This window comes from Streptomyces sp. NPDC048734 (assembly GCF_043198675.1).
Taxonomy (GTDB): domain Bacteria; phylum Actinomycetota; class Actinomycetes; order Streptomycetales; family Streptomycetaceae; genus Streptomyces.
On sequence record NZ_JBICUZ010000013.1, the window covers coordinates 52,524 to 69,895 of the forward strand.

The window sequence follows — 17,372 nt, forward strand, 5'->3', positions numbered from 1 at the left end:
CCAATTCCTTTTCGATCTCTGGCCAACATCTTTCATCGCGGTTGTTCAACCACATGGGCCGCGACAAGCATCGGCACGGCGAGGGGCCGTTGTCCGGGAAACCACTTTGCTGGGGGCATCTGGATGGGTTGTACCGGCGTCACATCCGCGCAGGAAGCCATGTGGCTCGCGCAGGAGTTCACCCCTGACGTACCGAACAACGTGGCGACGCTCTGGGACATCGACGGTGACCTGGACACCGCCCTGCTCGCCGAGGCCCTGCGGGCGGCGGTGGCGGAAGCCGACGCGCTGAGGGTGAACTTCCGCCGCGACGACGACGGACTGCGGCCGGTCGCCCGGAACCTCGGGGCGTGGGAGCCGTTCCACCTCGACGTCGGCGACGCCGCCGACCCCGCCGACGCGGCCCGCGCCGTCGTCGCCGATCTCGTGCGCCGGCCGTTCGACCTGGCCGAGGACGCGCTGCTGCGGGTCGGCTCCATCCGGCTGGGCCCCGGCCGTCACCTGCTCGTGCTCGTCTTCCACCACATCCTCACCGACGCGTTCGGCGTTCTCACCCTGCTGTCCCGGCGGATCGCCGAGATCTACCGCGCGCTGCGCGCCGGCTCCGCGCTGCCGGAGGGCGCCCCCAACCCGCCGGAGGACGCGGCGGCGAAGGACGCCGCCTACCGGGCGTCGAAGCGGTTCGCCGACGCCGAGCGGTTCTGGCCCGACTACCTCGCCGGAGGCCTGCCCGCCGCCCGCCTGCCCGCCGGTGTCCGTCCCGGCGCCGGCGCCCCCGCCGGCGAGCCCGGGTACTGGGACGGCCTCACCGCACCGCAGGGGATGTCCACCCGCACCGCGACGGTCCCGGCCGCCGAACTCGCCGTCTGGGAACACGCCTCCACCGCGGCCGGGACCTCGGTGCCCGACCTGATCGCCTCGGCCGCCACCGCGTTTCTTGGGCACATGTGCGGTCTGTCCGAGCCGCTGCTGACCATCACCGTCAACCACCGTGTCGGCGCACTGCGCCGCTCCCTCGGCCTGCTCTCCAACCGGGTGCCGCTGCGCTCGCGGGTGGACCCCGCGGCCGACTTCGTGGGACTGGCCGAGGCGCTCGGCCGGGAGCGACGCCGTGTCCTGCGGCACGCCCGGCACGACATATCCCTGATCAAACGGGCCACCGGCCACACCGGAGACGCGCGCAGCCCGTTCGGCGCCGTCGTCAACGTGCTCCCCTCCGTGGAGGCGCTCGACCTGTCGGGCGCCTCGGCCCGCTTCGCCGGAGGCACCTTCGGCGTGATCGACGAGGTGATGGTCTGCGTCTACACCGACGGAAGGGCCGACAGCGACCTGTACGTCCGGTTCGACGCGCCGCGGGCCGAGTACGACGACCAGGACGTCGCCGGGCTCGCCGAGCGGTTCGTGACGTTCCTGCGGACGGCCCTGGCCGACCCGCACGCCCCGGTCGGGACCGTCACCGCGCTGCACCCCTCCGAGCGCCGCGCGCTGCTCACCGAGTACGCCGGCCTCACGGTGACCCCGCCGTCGGCGACCCTGACCGAACTGCTGGACCGGCAGGCCCGCGCCACCCCGGACGCCGTCGCGCTGACCTTCGAGGACTCCCGGACGACCTACCGGGAACTGGCCGAGAGGTCCGGCCGGCTCGCCCGCCTGCTGACCGAGCGCGGTGCCGGGCCCGAGCGGTTCGTCGCGGTCGCGGTGCCCCGTTCCCCGGAACTGGTCGTCGCCCTGGTCGCGGTCCTCAGAGCGGGCGCCGCCTACGTCCCCGTCGATCCGGACTACCCGGCCGCGCGGGTGGAGTTCATGCTCGCCGACGCCGGGCCCGCGCTGCTGCTGACGGTCAAGGACACCGCGGACCGGCTGCCCCGGACGGATGTCCCCGTGGTCATGGTCGACGACGCCCCGCTCACCGAAGGGCCCGTCACCTCCGCCCCGCACGGTGTCGACCACCCCGCGTACATGATCTACACGTCGGGATCGACCGGACGGCCCAAGGGCGTCGTCGTCACGCACGCCGCGATCGTCAACCGGCTGCTCTGGATGCAGGACCGCTTCGGGCTCGACGGCACCGACCGGGTCCTGCAGAAGACGTCCGCCTCGTTCGACGTGTCCGTCTGGGAGTTCTTCTGGCCGCTGATCAGCGGCGCCACCCTGGTGGTCGCCCGACCGGACGGGCACCGAGACCCGGACTACCTCGCCGAGGTGATCCGGCGGGCCGGCGTCACGACGGCGCACTTCGTCCCGTCGATGCTGGCCGAGTTCGTCACCGAGGAGAGGGCTGCCGCGTGCACCGGTCTCCGCCGCGTCGTGTGCAGCGGAGAGGCCCTCCCGGCCGAGCTGGCCGCGCGGTTCCACCGGACCTTCGGCGTGCCGCTGCACAACCTGTACGGGCCGACCGAGGCGGCCGTGGACGTCACCGCGTGGCAGTACCGGCCCGGGGCGCGCACGATACCGATCGGCACCCCGATCTGGAACACCGCGCTCTACGTCCTCGACAGCCGGCTGCGACCGCTGCCGCCCGGCGTCTTCGGCGACCTCCACATCGCGGGCGCCGGACTAGCCCGGGGGTACCACGACCGCCGGGGCCTGACCGCGGAACGCTTCGTGGCCTGCCCCTTCGGGGAGCCCGGGCGGCGCATGTACCGGACCGGCGACCTGGCGCGCTGGAACGCCGACGGTGAGCTGGAGTTCGCCGGCCGCGCCGACCACCAGGTGAAGATCCGCGGCTTCCGGGTCGAGCCCCAGGAGATCGAGGACACGCTGACCGACCACCCCGGGGTGCTCAGGGCGGCCGTCGTCGCCCGTCCCGGCCGAGGCGCGGACGGAGCCGCGCAGCTCGTCGCCTACGTCGTCCCGGCCACCTCCGGCGGCAGCGGCCCGACCGGCACCGACTGGGATCTGCACGCCGGTCTGGACCTCGCCGAGCTGCGGGGCTTCGTGGCGGCCCGGCTGCCCGCCCACCTGGTGCCCGCCGCCTTCGTCGCGCTGGACCGCATGCCGGTGACCGCGAACGGCAAGCTGGACCGGGCCGGGCTGCCCGAGCCGGAGATCACCGGCCGTGCCCACCGGCCGCCCCGGACAGGTGACGAGAGCCTCCTGGCCGCCGCGTTCGCCGAGGTGCTCGGCCTGAGCGACATCGGGGTGGACGACGACTTCTTCGCTCTGGGCGGTGACAGCATCCGGGCGATCCAGGTGGTGGCCCGCGCCCGCGCCGGCGGTCTGGCGCTCAGCCCGCGCACCGTGTTCGAGTGCCGCACCGTCGCCGCGCTCGCGCAGGCCGCGACCCGCGACACCGCCCCGGCCGCCCTCGCCGAACTCGAGGGCGGGGGCGTAGGCCTGCTGCCACTGCCCCCCATGGCCCGGCTGTACGCCGAGCGGGGCCCCGGCCTGGACCGCCTCGCCCAGTGGCTGGTGCTGGAGCTGCCCGCGGCCGTCGACCTCCCCGGCCTCACCGCGGCCCTGCGCTGCGTCCTGGACCGGCACGACGTCCTGCGCGCACGGCTGACGGACGACGGCCTGCTGGTGCGGCCACCCGGCACCGTGGACGCCGACGCGCTCGTCGACCGGGTCGACTGCCCGGGGGACTGGGACGACGAGGCGTGGCAGACCCTGCTGCGCGCCGAGGCCGCCGAGGCCGTGCGGCACATCGAAGCCCGGGACGGGCGGATGCTCCGGCTGGTCTGGTTCCGGGGGGCCGCGGGCGGGCCCGGGCGGCTGCTGGTCGCGGTCCACCACCTGGTCGTCGACGGCATGTCCTGGCGGGTGCTGCTGCCCGACCTGGCCGCGGCCTGGCACCAGGTCCAGGAAGGCCGGATCCCCGCTCTGCCGCGGGTGGGCACCTCCCTGCGCAGATGGCTGCACGCCCTGGCCGACGAGGCGGCCCGCCCCGAACGGGTGGCGGAGGTGACGTGGTGGCGCGACCTGCTCGCGGCCCCCGTCGCACCCGTGGGCTCCCGGCCGCTCGACCCCGGCCGGGACCTCACCTCCACCACCGACACCGTCCGGGTGGAGCTCCCGGCCGACCTCACCGACGCGATCCTGACCTCCGTCCCCGCGGCCTACCGCAGCGGCGCGGACGACGTCCTGCTCACCGCCCTCGTCCTCGCGCTGGCCCGGGAACGGCGAGGTCTCACCGAGGGCACGACGGTCGTACGGACCGAAGGGCACGGCCGGCAGGAGGAGCTGGCGCCCGGTGCGGACCTGTCCCGCACGGTCGGCTGGTTCACCACGGTCACCCCCGTACGCCTCGACGTCTCGGGGATCGACGTCGACGCCGCGATCACCGGGGGAGCCGCCGCCGGTGACGCCCTGAAGCGGGTGAAGGAGCGGCGGCGGGCCCTGCCCGACCAGGGCATCGGCTACACCCTGCTGCGCTACGTCAACGACGACACCGCGGCGCTGCTGCGCCCGTATCCGGCGGACGACATCGGATTCAACTTCCTGGGCCGTTTCTCCTTCGAACGCCCGGAGCCGGCGCCCGGCCAGGACCCCAGCCGCGTCGCCGGATGGACCCCGGCGCCCGAATGCGCCGAGTTGGTCGCCGCGCCCGCCGCGGACATGCCGACGCCGAGCGCGCTCGAACTGAACGCCCTGGTGACCGGCACCGGCGACGACGCGCGCCTCACCGCCCTGTTCACCTTCGCCACCGGAGTCCTGGCCGCCGACGAGGTCCGCGCCCTGTCCCGCACCTGGTGCGCCGCCCTGCGCGGCCTGCGGAGCCTGGTCGAGTCCGGCGGGCGGGGACTGACCCCCTCCGACGTCCCGCTGGTCACCGTCGGCCAGGAAGAAGTGGACGACTGGCAGAGGCGCTTCGGACGCGTCGGCGACGTATGGCCGCTCACGCCGTTGCAGGACGGACTGCTGTACCACACGATGCTCGCGCAGAGCGCGTCCGAGGCATACCAGACGCAGTTCGTGTTCCGGCTCGAAGGCCCGGTGGACCCGGCGCGCCTGCGGGCCGCCGGCCAGGCCCTGCTCGACCGGCACCCGAACCTGCGGGTCGCGTTCCAACCGAGCGCCACCGGTGAGCCCGTGCAGGTCGTCGTGGACGACGTCCCGCTGCCCTGGCGGCACCTCGACCTCACCGGCGAGGCCGACGCCGCCACGCGGTTGGAGGAGATCCTCGCCGAGGAGCGGGACGCCCGCTTCCGCCCGGACAGCCCACCGCTGCTGCGCCTGACCCTCGTCACCCTCGGCCCCCGGCACGCCGAACTGGCCCTCACCGCCCACCACGTGCTGCTCGACGGCTGGTCGGTGCCGCTCATCGAGCGCGAGCTGATGGACCTGTACACGGCCGCCGGCGCCGGCACCGCACCGGCGCGCCCGCACGGCTACCGGGACTTCCTGAGCTGGTTGTCACGGCAGGACACGGCACGCTCCGCCCGCGCGTGGGCCGAGGAACTCGCCGGTGTGGCGGAGCCGACCCTGCTGGCGCCCACGACGCCCGGGGCCCGGCCGGCCGGCAGCGGCAGCGGGCAGATCGACGTGCCGCTCACCGGCGAGGACACCACCATGTTGGCGCGCCGGGCCGCGGAGTGGGGCGTCACCACCAACACCCTGGTGCAGGGCGCGTGGGCCATGGTGCTGGCGCAGCTCACCGGCGGCGAGGACGTGCTGTTCGGCGCCACGGTCGCGGGCCGGCCCTCCGGCCTGCCGGGCGCGGACAACACGATCGGCCTGTTCATCAACACGGTGCCGGTGCGGGTGCGATGCACGCCGGCCGACCCGGTCCCGGAGGTGCTCGGCCGGCTCCAGGACGCCCAGGCGAGACTGCTGGACCATCACCATGTGGGGCTCGCCGACATCCAGCGGGCGACCGGGCTGAACGAACTGTTCGACACACTGGTGGTGTTCGAGTCGTTCCCCGTCGACCGGTCCGGCCACGCGGCGGCAGGCGCGTCGGCGCGACCGGTGGTGACCGGTATCCGCCCGTACGCCCCGCCGCACTATCCGCTGACCGTGATCGCGGCGGCCGACCCGCTGCTGCGGATCTCCTTCCAGTACCGCCGCAACGTCTTCGAGCGGACCGCCGTGGAGGCGCTCGCCGACCGGCTGGTGCGGGTGCTGCGGCAGTTCGCCGCCGGTTCGCGGGTCACCGTCGGCGCGCTCGACGTGCTGTCCGACGCCGAGCGCGAACAGGTGCTGCACGGCTGGAACGACACCGCGGTCCCGTCCCCCGAGCGGACCGTCCCCGACCTGCTCGCGGCGCGGGCGGCCCGGACGCCGGACGCGGTCTGCGTCGAGTTCCGCGGGCACCGGCTGACCTACCGGGAGCTGGACGAGCGGGCCGGCCGGCTGGCGCACTGGCTGGCCGGGCAGGGCGTGGGCCCGGAGTCCCGGGTCGTGGTGCTGCTGCCCCGCTCGGCTGACCTGGTGGTGGCCCTGCTGGCCGTGTGGAAGGCCGGCGGCACGTATGTGCCGGTGGACCCGGAGTATCCGGCCGCCCGGGTGCGGGCCGTGGTCGAGGACAGCGCACCGGTGCTGGTCCTCGACGAGAAGCGGCTGGCCGGGGTGGACCTGTCCGACCGGTCCCCCCACCCCGCCCACGGCCCGCGCGTTCCGGCCGGCGCCGACCACGCCGCCTACGTCATCTACACCTCCGGCTCCACGGGGACGCCCAAGGGCGTGGTGGTCCGGCACGGTGCGCTGGCGATCCTGCTGACCGGCATGCAGGATCGATTCGCCCTGACGCCGGAAGACCGGTTGCTGGCCTGCGCCACCGTCGCGTTCGACATCGCCGCGCTGGAACTCTTCCTGCCCCTGCTCGCCGGCGGCCGGGTGGTACTGGCCGGCAAGGACGACATCACCCAGCCGCCGGTACTGCTGGACCTCGTCGAACGGTCCGGCGTCACCGTCATGCAGGCCACCCCCGCGCTCTGGCAGAGCCTGGTCACCCACGCGCCGGCCTGTCTGACCGGGCTGCGGGTGATCTCCACCGGTGAGGCCCTGCCCCTGGCGCTCGCCGAAACCCTGTGCCGGCACGCCGCCGAGGTCACCAACCTCTACGGCCCGACCGAGACCACCGTCTACGCCACCGCCGCCCGTCTGCTCCCCGGCCGCTCCGGCATGCCTCCCTCCGTCGGAGGCCCGGTCGCCGGCACCCGGATCCTCGTGCTGGACCGGGCGCTGCGCCCGGTGCCGCCCGGCGCCACCGGTGACCTCTGGATCGCCGGCGAGGGCCTGGCCCGCGGCTACCACGACAGGCCGGGCATGACCGCGGAGCGGTTCGTGGCCTGCCCGTTCGGGCCACCGGGCGCCCGGATGTACCGCAGCGGGGACCTCGCCCGCTGGACGGCCACGGGTGAGGTGGAGTACCTCGGTCGCTCCGACCACCAGATCAAACTGCGCGGCTACCGGATCGAGCCCGCCGAGATCGAGCACACCCTGACCCGCCACCCCGCGGTCCGCCGGGCTGTCGTCATCGCCCGCGAGGACCGGCCGGAGGACCGCCGGCTGGTGGCTTACGTGGTCCCGGAGACCGACGCCGAGCCGCCCACCACGGAGCTCCTGCGGGAGGCGGTCGGAGAGCGACTGCCGGCCTACATGATCCCGGCCGCGTTCGTGACACTCACGGAACTGCCACTGACGCCCAACGGCAAGCTCGACCGTTCCGCCCTACCCCGCCCGGAGTTCACCGGGGACGAGTACCGGGCTCCGCGCACACCCCGGGAAGAGAGGCTGTGCGCGCTGTTCGCCGAGGTTCTGGGCGCCGAGCGGATCGGTCTCGACGACGATTTCTTCCTCCTGGGCGGCCATTCACTGATGGCCACCCGGCTGGTGGCCCGGGTGCGCGCGGAAATGGGCGTGGAGATCCCGATGCGCATCCTCTTCACCGCCCCGACCGTCGCCGAACTGACCGCCCGCTGGAACGAGATGTCGGCCTCCACTCGAAAGCCGCTGCGGAGAATGACCGAAAGGTAGGAAAAACCATGACCCCCCTGTCTTACGCGCAGCGGCGAATGTGGTTCATCAACCGCTTCGAAGGCCCTTCCTCCACCTACAACATCCCGCTGCTCCTGCGCTGCCACGGCCCGCTCGACACCGTCGCGCTGCGGGCGGCGTTCCGCGACGTGATGGTGCGCCACGAAGTCCTGCGCACGGTCTTCGCGGAGACCGACGGCCAGCCGTACCAGCGTGTCCTCGACCCTGCCGAGATCGACCTGCCCTGGCAGGACTGGGGCCGGGTGGCCCCCGGGCGGGTGCCCGGTGTGGTGGAGTCGGTGAGCGGCAGCTGGTTCGACCTGTCGACGGACGTGCCGCTGCGCGGCTGCGTCCTCCAGAGCGGCGACGAGGAGTTCCTGGTCGTCCTGGTGATCCACCACATCGCCGGCGACGGCGGCTCGCTGGCCCCGCTGGCACGTGACGTGTCGACGGCCTACCGGGCCCGGGTGGCCGGCACGGCACCGGACTGGTCCGAACTGCCCGTGCAGTACTCGGACTACGCGCTGTGGCAGCAGGAAATGCTGGGTGACGAAAAGGATCCGGACAGCGTCGTCTCGGTGCAGAGCGCCTATTGGCGCGAGGAACTGGCCGGTGTGTCCAAGCCTCTTCCGCTGCCCCTGGACCGGCCCCGTCCCGAGGTGGCGAGTTTCCGGGGCGGATCGGTCCCGGTCGGGTTGTCCGCCGAACTGCGCTCCGCTGCGGAGAAGTTGGCGCAAACCAATGGTGTCACGACGGCGATAGTGCTCCAGGCGGCCTTGGTGGTGTTGCTGCATCGGCTGGGAGGCGGCAAGGATGTGACCGTCGGCTCGCCGATCGCGGGCCGTACGGAGGAGGCACTGAGTGAACTGGTGGGCTTCTTTGTCAATACCTGGACGCTGCGCGTGCAGGTGACCGCGGACCGGACTTTCGAGTGGGTGCTCGAACAGGTACGGAAGAAGGCGATCGCCGCCTACGATCACCAGGATGTGCCGTTCGAGCGGCTCGTGGAGCTGTTGCGGCCGGAGCGTTCGACCGCGCACCACCCCCTGTTCCAGGTGGTGCTGGCATGGCAGAACAACATCCCGCCGCACCTGGACCTGCCGGGTCTCACCGTGACGATGGAACCGCTTCCCACCGGCAGCGCCAAGTTCGACCTGTTCTTCAACCTGGCGCCGGACGACTCCACCGGCTCTGTCGTCGGTGAGATCGAGTACGCCACCGACCTCTTCGACCGCTCCACCGTGGAGGACGTCGCGGCACGGTTCGTGGCCGTGGTCGAGGAGGTCGTGGCCGACCCGAGGACCACCGTCGGCGCAGCGGCCGAGGCCGGGCCCGGCCGGTCCGGCGACACCCTCGACGCCGCCGAGCGCCACAAGATCCTCGTCGAGTGGAACGACACCGCCCGCCCCGTCCACTGCCCGGGACCCGTTCACCTGCTCTTCGAGGAGCAGGCCGCACGGCGCCCGGACGCCACCGCCCTGCGCTGGGCCGGCGGCACCATGACCTACGGCGAGCTGAACCGGTGGGCGAACCGCGTCGCCTGGGACCTCAAGGAACGCGGCGTCGGCCCGGAGACCGTCGTCGGCGTCGGCGTCCCCCGCGGGCCGGCCATGATCGCCGCCGTCCTGGGCGTGCTCAAGGCGGGCGGCGCCTATCTGCCGCTCGAACCGGCGCTGCCCGCCGACCGCGTGGCCGGCATGCTCGCCGACGCCGGGTGCTCCCTCGTGCTGTCCACGCCGGACACCGAACGCTGGACCCTGCCGGACGGCGTCCGGCTCGCCGAACTCGCCGACGCCCGGTCGCCCGGCGCCGACCACGATCCGGAACCGGCCGCGGGACCGGACAACACGGCGTACGTCATCTTCACCTCCGGCAGCACCGGGAAGCCGAAGGGCGTCGCGGTCACCCACCGCCCGGTGCACAACCTGCTCGACTGGTGTTACCGCACGTTCGCGTTCGGCCCCGACGACGTCGTCCTGTGCGTCACCTCGCTCGGCTTCGACCTCTCCGTCTTCGACATCTTCGGCCTGCTCGGCTGCGGCGGCGGCGTCTACATCGCGGACGCCGTCCAGCAGCGCGATCCACAGCTGCTCCTGGACGTCCTGCTCACGGAGCCGATCACCTTCTGGGACTCGGTGCCCACCACCCTCAACCAGGTCGCATCCCTGCTCACGGAGGACGGCGGGTACGAGGGCACCGACGACCTGCGCCTGGTGTTCCTCTCCGGTGACTACACCCCGCTGTCGCTGCCCGACGAGGTCCGCCGGGTGTTCACCGGCGCGGAGATCGTCAGCCTCGGCGGCGCCACCGAGGCGACGGTGTGGTCCAACTACTTCCGGGTCCGGGAGGTCGACCCGTCCTGGCGCAGCATCCCCTACGGCCGTCCCATCGACAACGCCCGCTACTACGTGCTCGACGAGAACATGGAGCCGTGCCCCGTCGGCGTCGAGGGCGACCTGTACATCGGCGGGGACTGCCTCTGCGTCGGCTACGTCAACCGGCCCGAGCTGACCGCGGAACGTTTCGTCCGTGACCCGTTCAGCGCGCGTGAGGGCGACAGGCTGTACCGCACCGGCGACCGCGCCAGCTTCTTCCCGGACGGCAACATCTGCTTCCTCGGCCGCGCCGACAACCAGGTCAAGCTGCGCGGGTTCCGCGTCGAGCCCGGCGAGATCGAGCACGCCCTGGTCCGGCACCCGGCCGTCCGCCAGGCCATCGTCACCGCCCGCGAGGACCAGCCCGGCGACCTGCGCCTGGTCGCCTACGTCGTCCCCGACACCGCCACCCTGCCGCCCGCCGGCGGTACCGACGACCAGGTGGGGGAGTGGCAGGAGGTCTACGACCAGACCTACTCCGACGACGGCGGACACGGGTTCGGTGAGGACTTCACCGGCTGGAACAACTCCTCCACCGGTGAGCCGATCCCGCTCGACGAGATGCGGGCCTGGCGCGACGCCGTCGTGGAAGGCGTCCTGCGTTGGTCACCCGAGCGCGTCCTCGAACTCGGCGTCGGCACCGGACTCGTGCTCGCGCACGTCGCCGGCCGGGTGGAGGAGTACTGGGCCACCGACTTCTCCCGGGCGGTGATCGACCGGCTCGGCGACCAGGTGACCCGGGCCGGCCTGGCCGACCGGGTCCGGTTGCGCCACCAGGCCGCCGACGACCTCACCGGACTGCCCCGCGGCGGATTCGACACCGTGGTGCTCAACTCGGTCGTGCAGTACTTCCCCGACGAGCGCTACCTCGCCCGGGTGCTGGACGGCGCCTGGGAACTGCTCGCGCCGGGCGGCCGTATCGTCCTCGGCGACATCCGGCGGGCGGCCTCCCTGAGCACGCTCCAGACGGGCGTCCAGCGGGCGAAGCACCCCGATGCGGCACCGGCCGTCCTGCGCACCACGGTCGACCAGGCCGTCCTGCTGGAGAAGGAACTGGTGGTCGACCCCGAGTGGTTCCTGCGCTGGGCACACCGGGCCGGGGCGGCAGGAGCCGACATCCGCGCCAAGGACGGCATCCACCACAACGAGCTGACCCGGCACCGCTACGAGGTCGTGCTGCACAAGCCGGGTACGGAACCGGCGGACGCCCCGCGACGGCTCGACGACGTCCCCACCTTGGCCTGGGAAGGCGACCTGGACCGGCTCGCCGACCGAATACGCGACCGGCCCGAGCCGGCGGTGCGGATCACCGGGATCCCGAACGCCCGCCTCACCGAGGAGGCCGCAGCGGCCCGCGCCCTCGGCCTCGACGGCTCCGCCGCGCCCGAGCTGCCGCCGCTCGACCCCGCCGAGATCCGCGCCTGGGCCGCCCGGCACGGCTGGGACGCGGTGCCGACCTGGTCGGCCGACGCGGTCGACCTGCTCGACGTCGTCGTGCTGCGCGACGGCCCAGCGGCCGGCACCCCCCTCACCGGCACGTACCTGCCGGCCACCGACGGACGCACCCCGGCGAACGACCCCGCGGCCGCCGCCGCCGTCACGGCACTGCTGCCCGCCCTGCGCTCCCACCTGCGGGAGACGCTGCCCGAGTACATGATCCCGGCCGCCATCGTGCCCATCGCCGCCGTGCCGCTGACGGACAACGGCAAGCCCGACCGGCGCGCCCTGCCCGCGCCCGACTACACCGCCGGTGGCGGCCGGGCCCCCGCCACACCGGAGGAGGAATCGCTGTGCGCGCTGTTCGCCGCGGTCCTCGGTCTCGACCGGGTCGGCGTGGACGACAACTTCTTCACCGTCGGCGGCCACTCGCTCCTGGCCACCCGGCTGGTCAGCCGCATCCGGGCCGAGCACGGCGTGGAGATCCCCATCCGGGCCGTCTTCCAGTCGCCCACCGTCGCCGAGCTCGCGGCCCACCTGACCACCCTGAACCACCTCCGCGCGCCGCTGCGGCCCCAGGTCCGGCCCGAACGGCTGCCGCTGTCCCACGCCCAGCAGCGGCTGTGGTTCATCCACCGCTTCGAGGGACCCTCGGCGACCTACAACATCGCGCTGGCCCTGCGGATGCGCGGCGCGCTCGACGCGGCCGCCCTGCGCCGCGCCGTGCACGACGTCGTCGTGCGGCACGAATCGCTGCGCACCGTCTTCGGCGAGGCGGACGGGCAGCCGTACCAGCGGATCCTGCCACCGGCCGCGGTCGAGGTCCCCTGGGAGGAACGCGAGGTCACCGAGGCCGAACTGCCCGGCGTCCTGTGCGCGGCGGCGCGCCGCCCGTTCGACCTGACGGCCGAGATCCCGTTCCGCTCCTGGCTGCTGCGGACCGGTGAACGCGAGGCGGTGTTCCTCATCGGCGCGCACCACATCGCCGCCGACGGCTGGTCCGCCCTCCCGCTCGCCGAGGACCTCACCACCGCCTACGAGGCCCGGAGCGCGGGCCGGGCGCCCGAGTGGGAACCGCTTCCCGTGCAGTACGCCGACTACACGCTCTGGCAGCGGGAACTGCTGGGCGACAGCGAGAACCCGGGCAGCCTCTACCGGCGGCAGCTGGACTACTGGACGACCCAGCTGGCCGGCCTGCCCGAGACCGTCACGCCCCCCACCGACCGGCCCCGGCCCGCCGTCGCGTCGTACGCCGGCGATCTGGTGCCGCTCGCACTCGACCCCCAGCTGACCGACGGCGTGCGCCGGATGGCCCGGGAGTCCGGCGCCACGGTCTCGATGGTGCTCCAGGCGGCCCTCGCCGCGCTGCTCACCAGGCTCGGCGCGGGCACGGACGTGCCGATCGGATCGCCCATCGCCGGACGCACCGACGAGGCGCTCAACCGACTGGTCGGCTTCTTCGTCAACACGTGGGTGCTGCGCGCGGACACCTCCGGCGACCCCTCCTTCGCCGAACTCGTCGGCCGGGTCCGCGAGAGCAGCCTCGCCGCCTACGACCACCAGGACATCCCGTTCGAGCACCTGGTCGAGGTGCTCAACCCGGTCCGCTCGCCCGCCCACCACCCGCTCTTCCAGGTGTGCCTGGCGCTCCAGAACAACACGCGGCCGGAGTTCCACCTGGCCGGCCTGACCGTGACCGAGGAGCCGTTCTCCCTGGGCACCGCGCGCTTCGACCTGTTCATCAGCGTCACCGAACGGGACGAGGAAGGCGCACCGGCCCGCATCGAGGGCTTCGCGGAGTACGCCACCGAACTCTTCGACGCGGGGACGGTCAGGACGCTGCTCGACCGCTGGATGCACTTCCTGCGCCAAGCGGTGGCGGCGCCGGACACCCCCATCGGATCCGTCGGTGTCCTGACCGAGCACGAGCGCGCGGCGCTGAGCGCCTGGGGCGGCCCGGCCCGAGGCGCCGGGTTCGAGGCCGGCACCCTTCCCGAGCGGTTCGCCGCCGCGGTCGCCGCGACGCCGGACGCGACCGCGCTGGTCTCCGCGGACGCCACGCTCACCTGGACCTACGCCGAACTGGACCGCTGGGCCAACCGCCTCGCGCACCACTTCCGGGCCCGCGGCGCCCGCCCGGCCGAGCGCGTCGCGCTCGTGATGGAACGCTCGCCGCTGCTGGTCGCCGCCATCCTCGGTGTCCTCAAGGCCGGTGCCGCCTACGCTCCGGTCGACCCGACCTACCCGCCCGAGCGCATCGACCTCCTGCTCGCGGACCTTGGTCCGGCGGTCATCGTGGACGGGGGACTCGCCGAGGAGGATCTCGACGGGCTGCCCGACTCGCCGCCCGACGTGGAGGGCGTCGGCGAGCACGCCATCGCCTACGTGATGTACACCTCGGGTTCCACCGGCCGCCCCAAGGGCGTGGAGGTGACCCACCGCAACGTCGTCGACCTCGCGCTCGACGGCTGCTTCCGCACCGGCGCCCATCGCCGCGTCCTCGTCCACTCGCCGCACACCTTCGACGCGTCGACGTACGAGATGTGGGTGCCGCTGCTCGGCGGAGGCACGGCCGTTGTGGCCCGCGCCGGCCGGCCGGACACCGCGGAACTCGCCCGGGTGATCACCGAGCGGGAGGTGACGGCGCTGTGGCTGACCGCCGGACTGTTCGCCGTGATGGCCGAACAGCACGCCGAGTGCTTCGCCGCCGTCCAGGAGGTGTGGGCCGGCGGGGACGTCCTGTCGCCGACCGCCGTCCGCACGGTCCTCGACGCCTGCCCCGGCGTCACCGTGGTCAACGGCTACGGCCCGACCGAGACCACCACGTTCGCCACCCGGCACCGGATGGCCTCCGCGGCGCAGTGCACCGACCCGCTGCCCATCGGCACCCCGATGGACGGCAGCCGGCTCCTCGTCCTGGACGACCGGCTGCGGCCGGTGCCGCCCGGCGTGGTGGGCGAGCTGTACATCGGCGGCGACGGCGTGGCGCGCGGTTACGCGGGCCGCCCGGGCCTGACCGCCACCCGGTTCGTGCCCGACCCGTCCGCACGGCCCGGAGCGCGCGTGTACCGCACCGGCGACCTGGTGCGCTGGGACACCGCCGGTCGCCTTCACTACGTCAGCCGCAGCGACGACCAGCTCAAGCTGCGCGGCTTCCGCGTCGAGCCGGGCGAGCTGGAGGCGGTGCTGCGCGAACAGGACGGCGTGGCGAACGCGGTGGTCGCCGTGCGCCGGGACCGGCTCGGTGAACGCCGCATGGTCGCCTACGTGGTGCCCGACAGCACCGCGTCCACCGGCCGTGACGCCGTCGAACAGGTCGGCGAGTGGCGCGAGATCTACGACACCATGTACGGCGGGACAGAGGTCGCCACCGACACCGTCGGCGAGGACTTCACGGGCTGGAACAGCTCCTACACCGGCCGCCCCGTCCCGCTGGCGGAGATGCGGTCCTGGCGCGAGGCGGTGCTGCGCCGGGTGCGGTCCCTGCGCCCGCGCCGGGTGCTGGAGATCGGTGTCGGCTCCGGCCTGCTGCTCGGCCCGCTCGCACCGGAGGCCGAGGAGTACTGGGGCACAGACTTCTCGGCGCCCGTCATCGAACGACTGCGCGCCCAGACCAGCGCCGACCGGCGGCTGTCGGGCAAGGTGACCCTGCGCTGCCAGCCCGCCGACGACGCCGACGGCCTGCCCGCCGGGCACTTCGACACGGTGATCCTCAACTCGGTCGTGCAGTACTTCCCGGACGCCGACTACCTCACCCGGGTGCTCGATCTCGCGATGGACCGGCTCGCACCCGGCGGACGCGTCGTGCTCGGCGACGTCCGCAACCACCGCACCCTGCGCACCTTCGCGGCGGCGGTGCACCGCTGCCGGCAGCCCGCCGACGGTCCGGCCGCCGTGCAGACCGCCGTCGAACGCGCGGTGCTCGCCGAGAAGGAACTCGTCGTCGACCCGGGCTTCTTCACCCGCTGGGCCGAGGCCCGCCCGGACGCAGTGGCCGCCGACATCCGCCTCAAGCAGGGCACCCACCACAACGAGCTGACCCGCCACCGCTACGAGGTCGTGCTGCACAAGGCGCCGGCGAAGCCACTGGACCTCGGCGACCTGCCCGAGGCGGTCTGGGCGTCGGAGGTCCGCGAACTGGCCGACCTGGAGACCGCGCTGGCCCGGCACGGCGGCCGGCTCCGCCTGACCCGCGTCCCCAACGCCCGCCTGGCCGGCGAGGCCGCAGAATGGGGCGCTCCCGCCGAGCTGGGCGGCACCCTCGACCCCGCCGAACTGGAGGCCTGGGGCGCCCGGCGCGGGCTCGCGGTGTACTGCACATGGTCGGCCCAGGCGGGTGACTGCTTCGAGGCGGCCATCCTGCCGGACGTCGACGCCGTCTGCTGCGACGGCCTGTACCGGCCCGCCGGCGCCCCCTCGGCCCGGCTGGCGAACGTCCCCGCGGTCTCCCGCCGCGCCTCCCGGCTGCCCTCCCTGCTGCGCGAGCGGCTCGCCGGCAGGCTCCCGGAGTTCATGATGCCCGCCGAGATCGTCGTCCTCGACCGGCTGCCACTCACCGAGAACGGCAAGGTGGACCGGGCCGCGCTCCCCGAGCCGGACCCGGTCGGCGGGGAACACCGGGTCCCGCGCACCCCGCGCGAGGAGGAACTCGCCGCGCTCTTCGCCGAGGTGCTGGGCCTGGACCGGATCGGCATCGACGACGACTTCTTCGCCTGCGGTGGCCACTCCCTGCGGCTGACGCGTCTGGTCTGGCGGATCCACGAGAAGCTGGGCGTGGACGTCCCGATCCGCACGGTGTTCCAGTATCCGACCGTCGCCGAACTGGCGGCACAGCTGACCACCGACACCGACGCCGACGCCGACTTCGAGGACCCGTTCGCCGTCCTGCTGCCGATCCGCACCGAGGGGCACCAGCCGCCTCTGTGGTGGCTGCACCCGGGCGGCGGGCTGAGCTGGCCCTACCTGGGCTTCGCCCGCCACCTGGACCCGGCCTGGCCGCTGTACGGCATCCAGGCACGCGGCTTCGACGGGACCACCGCGCCGGCCGGCTCCATCGAGGAGATGGTCGAGGACTACCTCGGGCAGGTGCTCCAGGTCCAGCCGAGCGGCCCCTACCACCTGCTGGGCTGGTCCTTCGGCGGCACCCTCGCGCACGCCATGGCGGCCGAACTCCAGCGCCGCGGACACGAGGTGGCACTCCTGGCGCTGCTGGACGCCGCGCCCTCCAGCCACTTCGCCGACCTGGAAGCGCTGGACGAGTCCATGGTCCGCCGCTACCTCGCCAACTACATGGGACACCTGGCAGGGATGGAGGAATACCCGTCGCTCGTCACCACCGCCTCCTCGATCTTCATCGGACAGATGGATCAGATGCGGCGGTTCACCTCACCGCGGTACCGCGGTGACGTCGTCTTCTTCAACGCACTCCTCGACCCGGAGACCCACGACAAGCGGGAACTGGACGAGGACCTGGACGTGCTCTGGCAGGAACACGTCGACGGTCGTGTGCAGCGCGTCGACATCGCCTGTGCTCACAACGAGATGTACTGGCCGCGGAACGCGGCTGAGATCAGCCGCACCATCAACCGGATTCTGCGGGCAGCGCAGTGACCCTGTTCGAACCCGCACGTGCTGAAACGA

Annotated in this window: 1 protein-coding gene and 2 pseudogenes; all 3 read left to right on the forward strand. The window is 73.4% G+C overall.

The window, feature by feature from the left end; genetic code table 11:
• Window positions 1–123 precede the first annotated feature (123 nt).
• A pseudogene (locus tag ACGFQC_RS28580) lies at window positions 124–7,557 on the forward strand (amino acid adenylation domain-containing protein); the annotation flags it as partial.
• A gap of 126 nt (window positions 7,558–7,683) precedes the next feature.
• Window positions 7,684–7,920: pseudogene (locus tag ACGFQC_RS28585) on the forward strand (phosphopantetheine-binding protein); the annotation flags it as partial.
• Between the two features lie 8 nt (window positions 7,921–7,928).
• Window positions 7,929–17,342: an amino acid adenylation domain-containing protein gene (locus tag ACGFQC_RS28590; RefSeq protein WP_363090149.1), complete on the forward strand. Its 9,414-nt coding sequence runs from the start codon at window positions 7,929–7,931 to the stop codon at window positions 17,340–17,342.
• Window positions 17,343–17,372 lie beyond the last annotated feature (30 nt).

Bases quoted from the DNA above. Each gene is read 5' to 3' on its own strand.
- ACGFQC_RS28590 (WP_363090149.1), top strand. From the start codon at position 7,929: ATGACCCCCCTGTCTTACGCGCAGCGGCGAATGTGGTTCATCAACCGC.